The 17,993-nt window shown below is 70.1% G+C and carries 11 protein-coding genes and 2 pseudogenes; 5 read left to right on the top strand and 8 right to left on the bottom strand.

From position 1 onward, the window contains the following. The first annotated feature begins 22 nt into the window (after positions 1-22). Entirely contained in the window at positions 23-1,321 is a 1,299-nt protein-coding gene (locus AB0E14_RS23330) for an extracellular solute-binding protein (RefSeq protein ID WP_362421399.1), read from the top strand. Between the two features lie 35 nt (positions 1,322-1,356). Further along, positions 1,357-1,479, top strand: a pseudogene (locus AB0E14_RS23335) (cupin domain-containing protein); the annotation flags it as partial. 488 nt (positions 1,480-1,967) lie between these two features. Here AB0E14_RS23335 and AB0E14_RS23340 read toward each other — a convergent pair. Beyond that, positions 1,968-2,234, bottom strand: coding sequence for a hypothetical protein (locus tag AB0E14_RS23340; RefSeq protein ID WP_362421262.1), 267 nt, complete (start codon positions 2,232-2,234; stop codon positions 1,968-1,970). A gap of 95 nt (positions 2,235-2,329) precedes the next feature. Between AB0E14_RS23340 and AB0E14_RS23345 the strand changes: the two genes are divergently transcribed. Then, positions 2,330-2,554: a hypothetical protein gene (locus AB0E14_RS23345; RefSeq protein WP_362421415.1), complete on the top strand. Its 225-nt coding sequence runs from the start codon at positions 2,330-2,332 to the stop codon at positions 2,552-2,554. Positions 2,555-2,654: 100 nt separating this feature from the next. On the opposite strand, the pseudogene AB0E14_RS23350 reads toward AB0E14_RS23345, so the two are convergent. The 5 genes and pseudogenes from AB0E14_RS23350 to AB0E14_RS23370 all read right to left on the bottom strand — a co-directional run. Continuing rightward, positions 2,655-3,044: pseudogene (locus AB0E14_RS23350) on the bottom strand (transposase); the annotation flags it as partial. Between the two features lie 1,026 nt (positions 3,045-4,070). Then, the gene (locus tag AB0E14_RS23355) at positions 4,071-4,256 is read right to left on the bottom strand and encodes a hypothetical protein (RefSeq protein WP_362421264.1); all 186 of its coding nucleotides are present in this window, start codon (positions 4,254-4,256) and stop codon (positions 4,071-4,073) included. 150 nt (positions 4,257-4,406) lie between these two features. Further along, entirely contained in the window at positions 4,407-5,312 is a 906-nt protein-coding gene (locus AB0E14_RS23360) for an ABC transporter permease subunit (protein WP_362421402.1), read from the bottom strand. 217 nt (positions 5,313-5,529) lie between these two features. Further along, a complete protein-coding gene (locus AB0E14_RS23365) occupies positions 5,530-6,291 on the bottom strand; it encodes a cupin (RefSeq protein WP_362421266.1) in 762 nt (253 codons plus the stop codon). A 224-nt stretch (positions 6,292-6,515) separates the two neighbouring features. After that, positions 6,516-8,531 carry a beta-galactosidase family protein gene (locus tag AB0E14_RS23370; protein WP_362421269.1) on the bottom strand — a complete coding sequence of 672 codons (2,016 nt, stop codon included), beginning with the start codon at positions 8,529-8,531 and terminating at the stop codon, positions 6,516-6,518. 517 nt (positions 8,532-9,048) lie between these two features. Here AB0E14_RS23370 and AB0E14_RS23375 point away from each other — a divergent pair. Continuing rightward, complete coding sequence (locus AB0E14_RS23375) at positions 9,049-12,660, top strand: S8 family serine peptidase (protein WP_362421273.1); 3,612 nt, start codon at positions 9,049-9,051, stop codon at positions 12,658-12,660. A gap of 48 nt (positions 12,661-12,708) precedes the next feature. On the opposite strand, the gene AB0E14_RS23380 is transcribed toward AB0E14_RS23375, so the two are convergent. Further along, positions 12,709-13,710 carry a helix-turn-helix domain-containing protein gene (locus tag AB0E14_RS23380; RefSeq protein ID WP_362421275.1) on the bottom strand — a complete coding sequence of 334 codons (1,002 nt, stop codon included), beginning with the start codon at positions 13,708-13,710 and terminating at the stop codon, positions 12,709-12,711. Positions 13,711-13,913: 203 nt separating this feature from the next. Here AB0E14_RS23380 and AB0E14_RS23385 point away from each other — a divergent pair, with 203 nt between their 5' ends. Next, positions 13,914-15,542, top strand: a complete 1,629-nt coding sequence (locus tag AB0E14_RS23385; RefSeq protein WP_362421278.1) for an alpha-amylase family glycosyl hydrolase — start codon at positions 13,914-13,916, stop codon at positions 15,540-15,542. Between the two features lie 55 nt (positions 15,543-15,597). Here the strand turns inward: AB0E14_RS23385 and AB0E14_RS23390 are convergent, their stop codons facing one another. Continuing rightward, positions 15,598-17,982, bottom strand: a complete 2,385-nt coding sequence (locus AB0E14_RS23390) for a polysaccharide lyase 8 family protein (protein ID WP_362421281.1) — start codon at positions 17,980-17,982, stop codon at positions 15,598-15,600. Positions 17,983-17,993: the final 11 nt, after the last annotated feature.

Genomic DNA, 17,993 nt, shown 5'->3' on the forward strand with positions numbered 1-17,993 from the left:
GGGCGAGTAGACCTTCATCACCATAAAAGATGCCTCCTACCCGGCCCCTACCGGGACCGGGCTCAGAGGTGTCCACCACTCGGGGACAGGTCCCAAGCTCTCTACGCTGATCGCCGGCGGCGATCTGCCGAACCTGATGCAGGTACAGGCCGGGAGCATCGCCGCCTTCGACCAGTTCCTGCGGGCGCGCTGCCTCGATCTGACCGACTACCTCGCCGGCGACGCGGTCAGCGCCTACCCGGCCCTCGCCAACATCCCGCAGAACTCATGGGCTTCCGGATGTGTGGTCGACGGCAGGCTCTACGGACTCCCCATCGACCGCGGCGTCAGCTTCACCTGGCTGCTCTACGGCAGGCAGGACCTGCTCGAGAAGAAGGGCATCACCGAAGACCCGAGGAGCTTCGCGGAGTTCCGTGACCTCTGCGTCGAATTGACCGACGCCAAGCGCAACGTCTGGGCGCTCGCAAGCAGCCCGCTCGACGAGATCCGCAAGATGCTGAAGATCCCCAATGGCTGGAGCGTGCAGGGCGGAGAGTTCGTCAGCGCCGTGGAGCACGAGGCACAGGAGGAGGCTCTGGAGGCCGCCCGCAAGATGGTGGAGTCCGGTGTCGTTCACCCGGACTCGCTGGTCGACACCTCCAAGTGGCAGCAGTGGTTCGCCGCAGGCAGTGCCTACTTCCACTCCAACACCTACTCGGGCTGGTTCAGCTTGTACCAGACGTTCGGCGCGGACTACCCGGACATGCGGGTGCGCCCCATGCAGTACCCCGGCTTCGACGGCGGGAGCGGCGCCGGCTGGCTCGGTCCGGCGTCCAAGCACATCGTGGCCCTGTCCAAGGAGAGCAAGGACCGCGCTGAAACGATCCTCAAGATCGCCGACTACCTTGCCTCGCCCTTCGGTACGGAGGAGTACCGGTACCTCTCGTACGGAATCGAGGGTCGCCATTACACGTCCAAGGGGAGCGACCCGGTCCCGATTCCGGAGAAGGTGCCCGAGATCAAGCTGGATGTGCGCTACCTGGGGTCCGGGCCGATGGCGATGTACTACCCCGCGGACAGCGACGAAGTGCGTGCGCAGTACGAGCACCAGTTGGAGTTCACGAAGACCGCGGTGACGGACCCCTCGGCCGGGCTGTTCTCGCCGACCAGTTCACGCAGAGGAGCGGCGCTCGGCCAGCAGATGAGTGACCTGGCGAACGACATCGTCCTGGGCCGCAAGCCCGTCTCCGCATGGCGCAAGGGTGTGGAGGAGTGGCGCGGCGGTGGCGGTCGGAACATAGCCCGGGAGCTGGCCGGGGCCCGGGCGGCGAACACTCGCTAGGTGGCGTGGCGCGAGGCGGCGAGGCAAGCCCGGCCCCCGGGGAGGAGTGCTGGCACGGCGGCACCGACACGACCCTCATGGCTCACATCGCCTTGGTCGTCGGCGACGCCAATGGGGCCGGCACCACCTGGCTCGAGCCGGTGACCGACGAGAAGTAGGCCGCGGCGCTCGCTACCGTGGCACGCTGAGAAGGTCCTGTTGTGAGCGGTTGTCGCCGCGTCGCGTGCGAGCACGAGGAGTCCGGGGTGCCTGTTCTCTTCGACGGCGTTGCCGCCGTCGCTGTGCGCTGCCACGAGCACTGCTTCGTCGGCATCGGGCCCGCACGCGGCGGACACCGCCCACAGGGTGGCCATGGAGGCGTCCGGGGTCTTGGTCGCATCCAGGTCAGGGTGGCGGTGTCACCGCGCTCGGCGGCGCCGAGGACGATGTCATGTTTGTATTCCGGTACCCAGAGGGCCGGGATGCCCTTGTGGTCGCGGGTGAAGGGCAGGTATTGCCCGCGTGCCGTGTCATCAGCGAGCCCGCTTCAGACGGCGATGACCCCACGACGCCGGCCTCGCGGGCTTCCGCCAGGTCGTGGCGGCGAACTCGGATCCGATGACGGCCTGCATGTCAGCGGTCGGCTTCCCGCCAGTTAGCTCGCCGTCTAACCTCGGCGCGAAATGAAGCGGGCAAGTGTCTCTGTGGGCCAGCAGAGCCATGCGAGAAGCGGGCTCATGACCACGAACCAGTGGACACTGATTCGGCCCTGCCCCTTGTCCAGGATCGCGGGGGCCTCCTCCCGGTAGACGTAGCGGAGGTATCGGCGGCGGACCGGTGCTCCGGCTATCAACAGCACTGGTGAGATGGCAAGGATGGCCACCGGGATCAGGGTTCTCGCGGCGGTGAGTTTCGCCTTCTCCTCGTATCGCATCCGCTCAGTGTGCCGACCTCAGCACGTGCAGCTCTCAGGAGGGCGTAGTGCTCACGGGCGGCAATGTCGGACGCGTCCTCCAGGCCGCTGGTGCCGTGACCCCAGGTCTTCAGCGCGTCCAGGACGCGGTCTCGGTGACGCCGGTCAAGCTCCGGACGAAGGTCACCCGCGGCGTCGGCAGCCCCGCCGCCGCGCTCGCCATGGTCTTCAATCTCGTCGAGTCCGAGCTGGTCAGGAGTATCAGCGCCGCCGGCAGGGACTCACCCGTGCCGCAGGCCGTGGCGAGCGACGCCCAGTCTGTATTGTCCAGCAGTTCCTGAAAGGGAGGGAGAGCGGCAGGGCGAGGCTGCTCGGTCTGGCTGCGGCTGCGGGTCACACGCCGAGGCTATGCCGTCTACGAGCCAGAGTTATGCCCGGGTGTCACGTGTATAACAGGACGCGCTTGCGGAGGAGCTCGAAGCCGGCTCGGCCGAACATCTGGCGCTTCAGCATCTTGATCCGGTTGACATGGCCCTCGACGACCCCAGAGTTCCACCGCGGCGAGAGACCGGCGGTGACGGCGTCGAGGTCGCGCTCCAGGTGCCGGGCGAATCGCTGGAGGCTGGGCAGGTCGGTGGTGGCCGCGGCCTCGATCCACGTCGGCAGTTCATTGCCTTGCAGCTGGGTGAGCATGTGGAAGCGGAGGACGGTGTTGAGGCCCATGCCGAGCTGCCGGGCGATGGACCGCTTGCTATGGCTGGCGGCCAGCAGCGCGTGGACGCTTGCGTGCCTGGCGCAAATGCGTTCGGCGAACCGGTGGCCGCTCGGCCAGGCTGCCGGATCCGCCCACCGCCACGCCCCGCGTGGTCGGAGTCGACGAATACGCTCAGCGCAAAGGCCGGATCTACGGAATCGTGCTCGTCGATGTCGAGACGCGCCGCCCCGTGGGGACCAGAGCCTGAGTTCGGGAGTCATTCACGGCCGGGCCAAAGAGGCCGCCGCAGCGGCCGACTTGCCGGGCCGCAGTCTCTCGCGCACGGCCTGGCGCTCGATTTCCTCGCGTTCCAGGGTTCGCTGGTGGACCGCCTGGTCGCGGTGGCCTCGATGGCCTGGCGTGCCAGACCGGGTTGGTCTGGTCGGCGGCTGCGGTGTACCAGTTCGGATCGCCGTGTTCCCGCTCCGCGTCGTCGTCCTGGTCCTCCTCGTGCTCCTGGTCGTGGTCCAGGTTCAGCGGCACGACCTCGTCGGGCGCCTCCGCACAGTCCGGCGCGTGCAGGACGCCCCGCCCGCTCCATGCCCTGCATCACCCAGCCGGACGGCCGACGCTGCCCCAGGACCTCCTCGACGAACGACGGCTTTGGCGGACGGATCGCCGGCACAGAGCTGTAGTCGACGCCCGGGATCAAGTGAATGTGCTGCGGGGCGTCGAGCCATGCCCGGTACTCCGCAGCCTCGACCGAGTGGTCCTCACGGTTGCGGTACGAGGGCAGGCCCACGTCGCCCCGCCACCCGGCCGGCGTCTGGTGCTAGGAGTAGAGCCGGGCCCGGAGCTCCTGGCCGTCCGGCAGCACCACCGGCACGGGAACGGGAAAGGATCGGGGAAGTCGGCTGCGGCGCAGATCCACCGTAGGCCGCCGCTGGCCGGACTTCTCCATCTGGGGCGGCCCCGGCCGTACTGCGTCCCGCCGTCACGCGGAGACCGAGGCCTCTCCCGCGCAACCCATTCCGGCGCGGGCCGAGAGCGAGCCAAGTCCGTCCAAGTGAGCCGGGGGTGTGACTCCGGTACGACGGGGCGCAGCCCCTCTAGCGTGCGGCTATGGACAGCACCCCGATGCCCGAGCCGCTGCGGCAGGCGGTTCACCGACTCTTCGCCGAGGCGGTCACGAACTGCCAGGAGGTTCTGCAGTACACCGAACCCGACTTCGCGCACGACTGGAAGCGGATGACGCTGATCCGGGCCACAGATGCCTCCGCCACGATGGACATGGCGTCCCTGCTGATCGCCGCGTACTGCCAGCAACACACCGACATCTCGATGGACACGCTCGCGTCCTACCTTCAAACCCGGCATCAGCGCAGACGGGCGACCGGCCCGCGGGAATCGGACCGGCAGAAGGTCGTCGGGATGCTCGGCAGCCCGCAGCCACGGGAGTCCGACGCCGATGAACGCCGCTGCTTTCGGCGCGGACAGAGCTATGCGGGGGACGGGCTGATGGCCGAGGCTGATCCGCAGCAACTGTTCACCGAGGCGTGCTTGCACGGGCTGAAGGCCCGGCTCTGCGACGATGTCGAGGCGCTGGACAGCAGGACGGCGCCGATCGCGCCCTTGAACAGGCCGGCCGCGGCGGCCACGCCCCAGTTCTGGTCGCGGACGCCGTAGTAGTAGACGTAGGTGTCGATGACCTCGGCCACGTCCGGGCCGAAGTCGTCCCGCTGGAGCAGGATCTGCTCGAAGCCGACGGAGAGGATGTCCCCGAGGCGCAGGATCAGCAGCAGGAAGATCACCGCGCGCAGCGAGGGCAGGGTCACGTGCCAGAACCGCCGCCAGGGGCTGGCGCCGTCGATCGCGGCGGCCTCGTACTGGCTCTCGTCGACCTGGTGCAGCGCGGCGAGGAAGATGATCGTGCCCCAGCCGCACTCCTTCCAGATCAGCTCGGCGACCATCAGCGGCTTGAACGCGTCCGGATTGCCGATGACGTCGACCAGGTGGTCCCCGCCGCCGAAAAGACCGTTGACGACCCCGTCGGCACCCAGCACCTGCTGGAACAGGGCGACGACGATGACCCAGGAGATGAAGTGCGGGAGGTAGACCACCGACTGGACGAACTTCCGGGTCCTGCCCTGGACGAGGCTGTGCAGCAGCAGCGCCAGCGCGAGCGGCACCGGGAAGTAGAAGACCAGCTGCACCAGTGCCAGGACGACCGTGTTGAGCGAGGCGTGCCAGAACGCCGGCTCCGCGAAGAGCTCGTGGAAGTTCCTCAGACCCACCCAGGGGCTCGCGCCGAGACCCAGGTAGGGCTTGAAGTCCTTGAACGCGATCAGGTTCCCGAACAGGGCTCCGTACTGGAAGACAAGGAAGTACAGCACCCCCGGCACCATCAACAGCAGCAGGGCGCGATCCCGGCGCACCCGGGCCGGCAAGCCCTGCTTGCGCGGCTGTCCGCGTGTGGGCGCTCTCTTGTCCTTCGTCGCCGGCCGCGTGCGGTGCGTACGGTCGGTGGGCTCCGCCACCAGCGTCCCGCTGCTTGCCCGTTTCATCGGCCCCCTTTCTCCAGCGACCCTTCGACGCGTGGCCGCGTCCTCGGGGGCGAAGGGATCAATCGGTCCGCACTCCGCCGGTGTCGGCGGGCGCGGCAAGGAATGCGCCGTCTAGATCGCAGGCGGCGAGCTGCCCGCAGATCCCCCAGCGTGGCGTCGTACGGGCGTGGACGACCGTGGCTTCGCGCAGGTGCTCCGCCCCCGACTCCAGGGCCGCCAAGTGGTCCTCGGTCGCGGCGACGGCGGCGGCCGGCCCCGCGGCGACGATGTTCCGCCACTCGGCCAGTCGGGGCCGGACCAGTTCCGCCGCCCGCTCGTGGAAGGCCGACAGCGCGGTGAGGTCGCCGCCCTGAACGGCCGAGCGGAGTTCCGCGAACCCCGCGAGGGCGAGGTCCCGTCGGCTGCGCGCCGACTTCTCGGGGTCGGCCGGATCCAGCGCCGCGGCGTGGGCGTACGCCTCGGTGTCGTCGAGCACGACCCGCGGAAAGGGGAAGACCGCGTCCCCCGCCTCCGGCAGACCGCTGTTGGACATCAGGACGAGGATCTCCAGCGCCCCGTCGTCGTTGACCAGCCGGTGCAGTGTGCCGGGCGTGAACCACACGACACGGTCCGCGACGAGCTCCGTCTCCGTGTACCCGGACGCGGTGAGCGTCTGCACGCGCCCTCGGCCCCCCAGCACGACGTATCCCTCGGTACAGGCGAGATGCAGGTGCGGCGCGCCGCCGCGCAGCCCGTCGGCGGCCTCCCAGTCGTAGACCCGGAGCCTGGACAGGCCGGTGCCACCGGGCAGCGGCGGAACCTGAGATGCGGAAGCAGACATGGCAATCCCTCGGAACGGTGGATCAGGGGGTGAGACACAGGAGGCGGTACGCCTGCGCGCGGTCAGGCTTCGGCGTCGATCCGCGCCAGCAGGTCCTTCAGAATCGACCGCATCTCATCCCTACTCGTCGATCAGCACAGAGAACAAGGCACGGAGTGCGCTTCCGAAAATCGCGACGACGCTTAGAAAGCGCTTTCTAGGTGCAGAAGTTAGCACTGGATCTCTTACCGGTCTAGACCTCTGCTCCTCGTCTGGGAGCGGCTCGTCTCTGAGCCGCGAGTGGCGAGTAATCCGAGCTCAAGGCATGCATGTTGACGCGACCCGTGTCGAACGCGGGTCGCGTGCTGGGTTTCGGTCGCTCGGGCGGGTGGTGGGCGGCCCCTGTCGTCCGCATGGCGCAGGCCGACGGCGAAGGGGGCCGCGTCGTCAACATTCCGGCCCGGCGCCTGCCGCCTACCAGACGGGGATGGGTGCGTCCGCCGGGGTTCCGAGGTGTCGCGGATCTCGACGGTGGTGCCGGGTGTGTGGAGTTCGAGGACGATCAGGGTGTTGGTTCCCGCCTTCCACAGGGGCCCGGGGGCGTACAGGGTCTTCTGCGGCCCGCGCTCCCAGTACCGGCCCAGGGCGAAGCCGTTGAGCCAGACCATTCCCTTGGTCCAGCCCGGCAGTTCGATGAACGCGTCGGCGGGCGTGTCCACCTGGACGACCGTGCGGTGGAACGCCGGGCCGTCGGTCACGGGGGCGGAGGTGAAGGTGAGCGCGGTGAGGTCGTCGAGCGGCAGGGGGCGGACCTCCCAGCCGAACTGGTACTGGTTGTCGAGGCGGACCCCGTCGCGGATCCCCTTGCGGTCGGCGAGCAGCGGACCGTAGTTGATCCGGCCCTGGTTCTCGACCAGGACGTCGAGCCGGGCGCCGCCGTCGGGCACCGTGACGTCCAGTGCTGCGAGCGGCCTGTCGCGCTCCAGGAGGCCGATCTCCCGGCCGTCGAGGAAGACCTGGGCGCGGTCGGCGAGCCCGTCGATGCGGAGTTCCGCCTTGGGGAGCGGTCCGCGCAGCCTGGTCCTGTAGTGGATGAGGCCAAGGGACTGGCCGGCTTCCTCCATCGTCACCGGATCGACGTGGTGCTGCGTCGTGGAGAGGAGGTCGAGCGAGTCGGTCAGGGAGACGTGTCCGTCGAGGGCGAGCGTCCGGGGCGCCTGGCGTGGGGGCAGCGCGGGCGCCTCGTGCGCGACGGGTCCGGTGTGCCGGGTGATCACCTCGCGGAAGAGGTGGAACTTGGCCGTGAGTTCGCCCGCCTCGCCGACCGGGGCGTCGTAGTCGTAACTGGTGATGTCGGGCTGATAGGTGGCGCCGTCGTGGTTGGCGCCGTTCCACCAGCCGAAGTTGGTGCCACCGTGGCCCATGTAGATGTTCACGGAGGCGCCGGCGGCGAGCAGGCTGTCCAGCATGGCGGTGGCGTCCTGCGGGTCGCGGGTGTGGTGGTGCTCGCCCCAGTGGTCGAACCAGCCGTGCCAGTACTCGACACAGACCAGTGGGCCCTTCGGCTGATAGACGCGCATGGTGGCGAGCGAGGCCTCGGGGCGTGAGCCGAACGTGCCGGTGGTCAGCACCCCCGGGATCCGCCCGCCGAGCTGGAAACCGTGGCCGGCGCCGTCCGTGGTGAACAGCAGGCAGTCGACGCCTCGCGCGAGGAGGCCGTCGCGCAGGTGTTCGAGGTAGGCGGTGTCGTTGCCGAAGCTGCCGTACTCGTTCTCGACGCCCATGGCCACCACAGGCCCGCCCCGGCTGCCGAGCAGCGGCGCGAGCACGGGCACGAGTACGTCGAACCACGCGTCGACCGCGGCCAGGTAGCGCGCGTCGGTGCGACGCAGCCGGATCGTACGGTCGGCCAGCAGCCAGCCGGGCAGCCCGCCGAAGTCCCACTCGGCGCAGATGTACGGTCCCGGCCTGACGATGACGTCGAGCCCGAGGTCCCCGGCCAGCCGGACGAAGGCGGCCAGGTCCTCGGCCCCGTCGAAGGAGAACTCCCCAGGTCTGGGCTCGTGCACGTTCCACGCGACGTACGTCTCCACGGTGTTCACGCCCATGGCGCGCAGGCGTTCCAGGCGGTCGGACCAGAGGTCCGGATGGACGCGGAAATAGTGGATCGCCGCCGAGACGATCTGGTGAGGCCGCCCGTTGCGCAGGAAGCCCGAGTCGTCGGTGGTCAGGGTGATGGGGGAGGGATGCGAAGGCCTCATGTGGTCTCTGATCTCCGAGATGCGGGACAAGTCGAACGACCGGGAGAAAGCTATAGCAAGCGCTTTCTGTTGATGCTGACGCTATCGCCTCACGCGTGCCTGATCCAGACCATGGGCGCGAGAACCCCGGGGTGACCGTCAATGCCGGGCGCCGAGACCGCGGCGCCGCCGACGGTGGCCTGCCGGGTCGTCGATGGCGGTGGGGGCGGCGAGCTGCGGCGGAGCGACGGTTTGCACCGGGCCTGCTCTCGCGGCCATGTGTCCGTTCGTGCCCTCGTGGCGCAACTGCGACATGGCACAGGTTGGACACGGTGAACTGCTGACTCACGAGCGGGACGCCACCAGGGTGTTCGAGCATGGAACACAAGAACTTTCGGTGGATGGCCGGTGCTGTGGGCGCTGCCACCGCTGCCACACTGGTGGCAGCGGTCCTCCCAGCCACTGCGTACGGCGACTCCGGCTCCCGCGCTGCCACGCCGGCCGTCGGAGCAGCGCAGATCCGATCCACACCGTCACCTTGATCACCGGAGACACGGTCGCCGTCGAGCGGTACCCCGACGGCCGCCAGTCCGCGACGGTCCGCCCCGCTCCGGGCCGTGACAGGGACGGGTTCTCCACCCGAGAGGTCGACGGCCGCTTGCACGTCACGCCCGTCGACGCGGTCCCCTTTCTGGCCTCCGGACAGCTCGATTCGGCGCTCTTCGACGTGACCGGGCTCATCGAGCAGGGCTACGACGACGCCCGAACGGCACAGGTGCCGCTGATCGTCACGTACGGGAACTCCGTGCGGTCGCTCTCGGCGCAGCCTGTGCCGGAGCACAGCACTCGCAAGGCCACCCTGGGCAGTGTCCACGGCGCCGCCGTCACCACGAAGAAGGCGGAGGCCGCGAGGTTCTGGGACGCCGTCAGCCGACCGGTCGGGCCGTCCGCGGCTCAGGGGACCGGCACGGAGCAGCGGCTGGGGCAGGGCGTGGAGCGGATCTGGCTCGACGGCCGCGTGAAGGCAAGCCTGGACCGCAGCACGGCGCAGATCGGCGCTCCCGAGGTCTGGAACACGGGGGTGACCGGCAAGGGCGTCAAGGTGGCCGTCCTGGACACCGGTGTCGACTCCGCCCACGCGGACCTGGCGGGCCGCATCGCCGAGGCCCGCAACTTCACCCCGGCCGAGGACAGCCGGGACGTCCACGGACACGGGACACACGTGGCCGCCAGCGTCGCCGGCAGCGGAGCGGCTTCCGGCGGCAGCCGCAAGGGCGTCGCGCCCGACGCCTCGCTGCTCGTCGGGAAGGTGCTCGACGACAACGGCTACGGTTCCGACTCGATGGTGCTCCAGGGCATGGAATGGGCCGTGGCATCCGGCGCCCGGGTCGTCAACATGAGCCTCGGTGACGCCTCGGCCGGCGACGACAGCCCGATCAGCGAGGCCGTGAACCGTCTCACCGAGCAGACCGGCGCTCTGTTCGTCGTCGCGGCCGGCAACGACGGTCCCGGCACCTCCACCATCGGGTCACCGGGCGTCGCCGCCCAGGCCTTGACCGTCGGCGCGGTCGACCGGGACGAGCGCCTGGCTGACTTCTCCAGCCGCGGTCCGGCCGGGGCCTCCGACCGCCTCAAGCCCGAGATCACGGCGCCGGGTGTCGGGATCGTCGCGGCTCGCGCGCAGGGCACGTCTATGGGAACCCCGGACGGAGAGCACTACACCTCCGCCTCCGGCACGTCCATGGCCACTCCGCACGTGGCGGGCGCCGCCGCGCTCCTGGCGCAGCGCCATCCCGCCTGGACGGCGCGGCAGATCAAGGACGCACTGGTCAGCACCGCCCGCATGGCGGACGGCCTGAGCGTCTATCAGCAGGGCGGCGGCCGCGTGGACGTGGCCCGAGCCGCGGCACAGCAGGTGTACGCCACCGGAACGGCCGACCTGGGCGTCCAGGACAGTGCCACCGCCGAGGTGACGCGGGAGATCACCTACACCAACCACTCCGCCACCGCCGTGACCCTGGACCTGAGGCTCGCCGTACGCGACGCGGACGGGAAGGCCGCCCCGCCCGGCATGTTCCGCGCAGGCGCGTCCACGGTCGTCGTACCGCCGGCCGGAACCGCCGATGTCTCCGTGACGGCCCTGCCACGGGCCGGCGCCACCGGCCACTATGGCGGCCACCTCACCGCTGTCTCCCCGGACGGAACGGCCGTCGTCCACACGGCGATCGGCCTGTCCGTGCGCGGCCCGCTGCGCACGCTCACCCTCAAGGCGCTCGACCGGACCGGACAGCCCGCTCGCGTCCCCCTCTTCGAGGTGTACGGCTCGGACTGGCGCTGGGACACCCTCGGTTGGATGGGACCGGACGGCACCGCCCGGATCCAGGTCCCGGAGGACACCTACTACCTCAAGGCGCTCATCCCCGGCTCCGACCCGACCGGCGAACACCACAACGTCGTCGTACGGCCCGAGTACACCCTGAGCGGCGACGCCGAGGTGGTCCTGGACTCCCGCAAGGCCACTCAAGTGACCGTCCGCACCCCCAGACCCGCCGAACACCAAGGCATGCTCCACTACGCCGCCCACCGGGCCTGGGGCACGCGCAGCATCACCAGTACGGTCGTCGAGTTCGACACCGTCAAGAAGCTGTACGTCACCCCGACGGACACCGCCGTCAAGGGCGCGTTCGAGTTCTACTCGCGCTGGCGCATGGTCGCGCCACGGCTCACGGTGACCGCCCACGGCGCGAAGTCGCCCACGCTCACCCCCGTCCTTCTCAACGAGTCCCCGGCCGTCGAGGGGACCAGGCGGCTCCCGTTGGTCTTCGTCGGCACCGGAACCGAGCAGGAACTCGCGGGCAAGGACCTCCGCGGCAAACTGGTCCTGATGCGCTTCGGCGGCACATGGGCCGAGGACCAGATTACCCGCCTGGCCGGCACCGGGGCAGCCGGAGGCATCGTCATCAACGAGTTCCCCGGCCCGGTGTGGAGCAGATGGTCCCCGATCGGCGACCGGCTTCCGGCCCTCGGCATGAAGCTCTCCCAGGACCAGGGCGAGGCGCTCATCGGCTTGCTCGCGCGCGGCGAGAAGCTCAGCATCGACGTGTCCGGTACCGCCTCCAGCCCCTACCTGTACGACCTGATGCTGGTCGAACGCGACAGAATCCGGGATCGGCTCGACTACGCGGTCACGGACGACACCACCGCCACGGTGACCGCGCGCTACCACCGTACGGGCAGGCAGGCCTGGACCAAGGAACAGCGATTCGCCTGGCGCCCGTGGGAGACAACCAGCATCGCCTGGGACCACCAGGCACCGCTGAAGGTGCCGAGCACCCGCACCGAACTGATCACCGCGGGCGACACCCTGTGGCGGCAGCGCGTGAGGCACGACTACACCTGGGACGACTTCAACCCGCTCGCCGGCGGCATGACGCACAGCCCGCGCACCTACGACGCCCGTGACGTGCTCCAGGACACCTGGTTCGGCTCGGTGATCCGCCCGGCCGTCCCGAAGGGCGCCGGCCTCGCCTCCGAACGCCACGACGACGTGCTCATGCTGCGCATCCCCGAGTTCGTCGACAGCGGGCCCGGGCACTACGCCAGGGCGGGGGACGACGCGGACAGCGTCCGGACCCGGCTCTACCAGGGCACCGACCTGCTCGCGGACCGCGGCGCACCGTGGGGGGAGTTCCCGTCCGGCACCGGCGAAGGCCCGTACCGGCTGCGGGTGGAGACCGCCCGCACCTCCGACCAGTGGCGGTACTCCACGGCCACGGATACGACCTGGACCTTCGGCGCCGGACGCGGAGACGGGCTGCTCCCGCTGCTCCAGCTGGACTACCGCGTCCCCGTCGACCCGCAGAACCTCATCACCCGGTCCGCGCGCGTCGACCTGGGTATCACGGCACGCCACCAGGAAGGTGCGCAGAACCCGCGGATCGCGGGGATGAAGCTGTGGACCTCGTACGACGACGGGGCCCACTGGACCGAGGTCCCGCGGTCCGCGTCCTCGGGCCACGGCGCGTACACCTTCCGGGCCGACCACGGACGGGCGACAGCGGGTGGCCATGTCTCCGTGCGGGTCCGGGCCTGGGACACGGACGGCCACAGTGTCGAACAGGCCGTCCTGCGTGCGTACGGTCTGAAGTGACGGCCGGCGGACCGGGCCCGCCGCGGTGGCCCCGGTCCGCCGAACCCGTCAGATCCAGTCCTGGCGGGCCGCCGTCCAGGCCAGTTGCATCCGCGTGTCCGCGCCGGCCAGCTCCATCAGTTGGTGCACACGGCGCTGCAGCGTCCGCCGGCTCAAGCCCATCTGGCTGGCGATCGCCTTGTCCGTGACACCCCCGACCAGCAGCGAGAGCAACTGCCGGTCGGCGGCGGACAGTACCTGTCCTTCCTCCGCCGCGTGGGGTGCCGGTGCTTCCCCACCCCCTACGTGCAGGGGCACCGCGCTCTCCCAGTAGCGCTCGAACAGCGCGACGAGCGCGTCGAGCAGGCTGCTGGAACGTACCAGCGCGGCCGTGGGCTCCTCGTCCCCTCCTGCGGGCCCACCGGGCACCAGCGGGCACACGGCGGCGGAGCCGTCGGCTATGGCGAGCCTCAGCGGCAACGCGGGAACGGTCCGCGCGATCTCCCCGGCTCGGACGCCGTCCGCGACATTGCCCACTGCCCCAGGGCCGTCGAAGAAGGCCCGCTCGTACACGACCCGATACCGCACCCCGCGAGCCAGCGCGTCGTACTCGGCGCGATTGCTGCCCGACGGCATCGCGACGTACTCGGCCTTGCAGAACCACACCATCTCGTGTCGTGCCTGATCCTGAAGCTCCCGAAGCCGCAGCCGCAGTGCCTCGGCGCCGGTGATCACCTCGATGAGCTGGTCGGCGTTCCGGCGGCGGATGTTCCCACGGTAGACCTCCGTCAGCTCCGCGAGTTCCGTTCGCGCCCGGTCGATGGCCTCGGCACGCTGCCGCAGGCGCGGAAGGAGGGCCACGTCCGGGGCGACAGGGGCGAATCGGCCGGGGCGGTCCGGCACCGTGCCCACCAGCCCTTTCCCCTCCAGCGACGCCAGTACGCCGCGCATCTCCGCCGCACCCCGACCCACCCGCGCGGCCACGTCCTCCGCCGACCCCACGGTCAGGGCGACCAGAGCCCGGTATCCGGCCTCCTCGTCGCCCGTCAGCCCTGCGGCTTCCAGCGCCACCGTGCCACTCCTCTCCAGCTCGCACCACTCTTCCGTCGCCAGACCGTACCCGCGCTTCCCCGGCCCGGCGAAGATCGCCGACCTCGCCTGTCTCCCGCCAGGGGGGGCGAGGAGCGAAGGGGCGCACGCCGGGTGGTGTCCGACCGTGAAATGATGGCAGAAAGCGCTTTCTCTCGATGTCTTCGGGTGACTAGGCTGCGGTCATGCCCCCTCATTCCTCCGCCGGCCCGTCCTGGCTCACGGACGCCGTGCTCTACCAGATCTATCCGCAGAGCTTCAGCGACTCGGACGGCGATGGTGTAGGCGATCTGGCCGGCGCCCTGGCGCGGCTCGACTACCTCGCCTGGCTGGGTGTCACCACCGTGTGGTTCAGCCCGCTCTTCGCATCCCCCTTCCACGACGCGGGCTACGACGTCTCCGACTACCTCAGCGTCGCCCCTCGCTACGGCAGCAACGACGACCTGGTGGCGCTCGTCGAGGCGGCGCGCGAGCGTGACCTGCGGGTCATGCTGGATCTGGTCCCCGGTCACACCTCCGACCAGCATCCCTGGTTCGCCGCGTCCGCCGGAGACCCGAACGGACCGGCCGCCGACCGCTACATCTGGGCCGACACGGTCGAGGCGCCCGGGGAGAGCTGGGTCGCCTCGCCCGGCGCGCGCTCGGGCTGGTACCTCCCGAACTTCTATCCGGTCCAGCCCGCCCTGAACTTCGGCTACGCCCGCATGGACCCCGCCGAACCGTGGCGGCAGCCCGTCGACGCCCCCGGCCCGCGGGCCAACCGGGCCGCGCTGCGCGAGATCATGGCCTACTGGTTCGACCGCGGCGTGGCCGGCTTCCGGGTGGACATGGCCTTCTCCCTGGTCAAGGACGATCCGGGGCGGACGGCCACCGCCGCCCTGTGGCGCGAGACGCGCGCCTGGCTCGACCGGGAGTACCCGGACCGGGCACTGCTCTCGGAATGGGGTGACCCCAAGACGTCGGTGCCCGCCGGTATTCACGCGGACTTCTTCCTGCATTTCGTGGGCCGGGCGCTGCGTTCGCTGTGGGGCAACGGCCAAGGCAGCCATTCCCCGGTCTGGCCCGGAGCGGAGGAGCCCTGCTACTTCGCCCCCGAGGGCAAGGGCTCGATGGAGGAGTTCCTGCGAACGTGGCGCGAGGCGGCCGCGGCCGTCGACGGGGTGGGGCACATTGCGCTCCCCACGGCCAATCACGACTTCTCCCGCCTCGCCTGTGGCACGCGGACCCGTGACATGACCGCACCGGCTCTGGCGTTCCAGTTGACCTGGCCCACGCTGCCCGTCATCTACTACGGCGACGAGATAGGCATGCGGTACCTGCCCGGTCTGCCGGACAAGGAGGGCAGCCAACTCGGCCCGGAGTCGCGCCAGGGCTCCCGGACACCGATGCAGTGGGACGCCGGTCCCAACGCCGGGTTCTCGACGGCCCCCGCCGACTCGCTCTATCTGCCGATCGACCTCGATCCGGACCGACCCGACGTGGCCGCGCAGCAGGCCGATCCCGGCTCCCTCCTGCACCAGGTACGGGAGTTGATCCGCTTGCGCACCGTGCACCCGGCGCTGGGAAGCCGAGGCTCGGTGCGGGTGCTGAACGAGGGCTACCCCCTGGTGTACACCCGAGCTCTGCCCGAGGAGGAGTTCCTCGTCGTGATCAACCCGGCCGATCGCACGGTGCAGTTCAGCGGGGCGCCCGACATCACGGAGGAGTTGATCGGGCGGGGTGTGCGGTCCCAGGACGGTGTTCTCGTCGCCGATTCCTTCTCCTACGCGGTCTACCGGCTCTCTGAGGCGCGGCCGGTCGCCGACGCCGGATGACGTGCGTGGCGGGGGCCGCCCGGTCGGCCACCAGGCCGGCCGGGCGGCCCCAGGGTCAGCCGAGGGTGACCGTGATCCGTTGGGTGGCGCCCGCCTGGCCCGCGGTGTTCACCCGGAGCTGCAGGGACGAGCCGGTGGAGAGGACGGTGACCGTGGGGTCCTTGGACACCACCGCGGTCACCGCGCGGTTGACGGTGATGTCGAGGCTGCCGACTGTCTGTGTGGGGTTGGAGACGAGAATCGTGGCGGTTGTGCCGTTTTCACGGACCATGACGGAGGCGGCCCCCGTGGAGGTGAGGGTGCCGACGGTGCCCGCCGAGTAGAAGTTGACGGCCGTGAAGCCGAGCGAGGGAACGCGGATGCCCTGCTGGGCACTGGAGTTGGCGAGGAGGCTCAGCCAAGTGGTGTCGGCGGCGCGGGCCGCGGTGGTGGTGCTGTCGGCGCCCGGCATCATGAGGTACGTGTAGGCGGCGGCCGAGGGGTCGGTCCCGTGGTCGAGCCACATGGTCACGTAGCGGCGGGTGAGGGGTGTGGTCGAGCCGTTCGCGTTGATGTCCCGCCATGCTCCGGTACGTTCCTGGCGGAGCGCCTTGACCGTGCTCCCGCCCGGGAAGACATAGCCGCCGAAGGCGGCGAGGTGGGCCCAGCGGGCGCCGGTGAGCGTGGCCGACCAGCCCAAGGTGGTCGGCATGCCCACTCCGTCGACCGTCAGGGAGTGGCCACCGGTCGGGCCGAGGTTGCGGTTCTCCACGATCGTCTCGACACCGGCGCCGTCGGCGCAGCCGATGCCGGCGCCGAGGCAGACGATCGCGTCGTCGAAGAAGAACCACGACTTGCGGCCGGTCAGAGTGGACTGGAGTCCACGGACGTCCATGCCGAGCGCGCCGTACGTGCCGTCGCTGGTGCCGCCCGCCCAGGTGGAGGTCGGCCGCGGCGCGCCGAAGTCGCCGCCGGCTCCGTCGGCGAGGGTCTTCTTGGAGACGGTGGTGCCCGGCATCCGGTAGGGATCGACGGTGGGCCAGAAGGCGTCCGTGTACTGGCCCAGCGTGACGTCACGCCACCAGGAGATCATGCCCGAACCGGTGTGCCAGCCGCGCTTGTTCTCCTGGTTGCCGAAGGCGTAGAAGGCGATGCGGGTGGAGGACATCGACAGGCAGGCGGCCCACGTGGGGCGGCGGTGCACGGCACGGTCCATGGAGCCGAAGACGCGGTTGCCGACCGGCTCGGCGACCGCGGTGACCGCGCTGTCGTTGCGTATCGCGTTGAGCCGGGAGAGCGAGGGGACGCTCAGGACTGTGTCCTGCAACGGTACGTAGTAGTCGCGCTGGAGCCAGCCCTTGATCAGACCGTGCCACCGGGCGCGTTCCGCGGCGCTCGCCCCCATGGCGAGCGTGGAGATGGACGCCATGATGCCCTGCCCGCGCGCGTGGTCCCCGCCCGAGCGGCTCGCGTCGACGCCTGTCAGCTCCCTGCTGCAGGCCCTTCCGCTCACCGAATCCATGATCACGCCGCTGTAGACGAACGGAGAGAAGGACTGTTCGACGGCGTCGAAGACAAGCTGCTTGTTGGGGTCGGTGATCTCCCACGCACTGCCGTCGAGCAGGGCGCAGAGGTAGGCGATGCCGCCGAGGAAGGCGTTGCCGTACGAGGCGGCGTAGGGATGGTAGCTGTGGAAGACGTAGGAGCCGTCGCGGTAGAAGCCGTCGCCCGACGTGACCAGGGGCAGGGCAGGGGAGAGCCCGTCCCTGGCGGTGGCGATCTTCGCGGAGTTCTTGCCGAGGATGCCGCGCAGGGCGATGGTCTTGCAGAAGTCGACGCGGTTGGCCGAGTCGCTGTGCGGGGCTCCGATGTCGAGTTGGCTGTCGGGCACGAAGTGGTCGACGGCGGCGCAGAACTGGGTGATCTGGGTCGCCGAGAGATGGTCGTACATGACGGCGCAGGTTTCGAGGAGGTAGGTCGGCGCGCCGATCTGGGCGTTCCACCACCAGTTGAGGTTCGGCAGGGTGAACGAGGCGTTGTAGACGCCGTCGTGGACGTGCTGGAGACCGGCGACGATGTCGGCGGCGAGCGAGGCGTTGCCGGTGAGGCCGGTGCCGGGCTGGGCGTGGGCGAGCGCCATGGTCCGCAGCCGGTTGTAGCTGCCCGTGACGGGGTCGCCCGCGGGCGAGGAGTAGGGCAGGTCCGGCCAGAGGGAGGAGGCCGAGGGCGCCATCGAGGAACGGAACGAAGCGGCCTGTGTACCGAGGTCGCTCAGCCTCCCGGAGAACAGCGGGTCGCTCGCGCTGATGCCCGTACCGAGCAGGAGTTCGCGCCACTTCAGACGGATCGTGTCGTACGCGTCGGCCGCGAGGGCGGGGGTCGTCCCGAGGACTCCGGCGGCCAGGGCCGTGCCTGCCACGGTGGACAGGAAGGAGCGACGGGACCACGACGGCGTTGTCATGTGACCTCCAG

The sequence above is a fragment of the Streptomyces sp. NPDC047981 genome, from assembly GCF_040653315.1.
In the GTDB taxonomy this organism is placed as follows: Bacteria; Actinomycetota; Actinomycetes; order Streptomycetales; family Streptomycetaceae; genus Streptomyces.

Excerpts from the sequence above, each read along its gene's own strand:
- AB0E14_RS23340 (WP_362421262.1), bottom strand. The coding sequence starts at position 2,234 with ATGCGATACGAGGAGAAGGCGAAACTCACCGCCGCGAGAACCCTGATC.
- AB0E14_RS23360 (WP_362421402.1), bottom strand. The coding sequence starts at position 5,312 with ATGGTGCCGGGGGTGCTGTACTTCCTTGTCTTCCAGTACGGAGCCCTG.
- AB0E14_RS23365 (WP_362421266.1), bottom strand. The coding sequence starts at position 6,291 with ATGTCTGCTTCCGCATCTCAGGTTCCGCCGCTGCCCGGTGGCACCGGC.
- AB0E14_RS23370 (WP_362421269.1), bottom strand. The coding sequence starts at position 8,531 with ATGAGGCCTTCGCATCCCTCCCCCATCACCCTGACCACCGACGACTCG.
- AB0E14_RS23385 (WP_362421278.1), top strand. The coding sequence starts at position 13,914 with ATGCCCCCTCATTCCTCCGCCGGCCCGTCCTGGCTCACGGACGCCGTG.
- AB0E14_RS23390 (WP_362421281.1), bottom strand. The coding sequence starts at position 17,982 with ATGACAACGCCGTCGTGGTCCCGTCGCTCCTTCCTGTCCACCGTGGCA.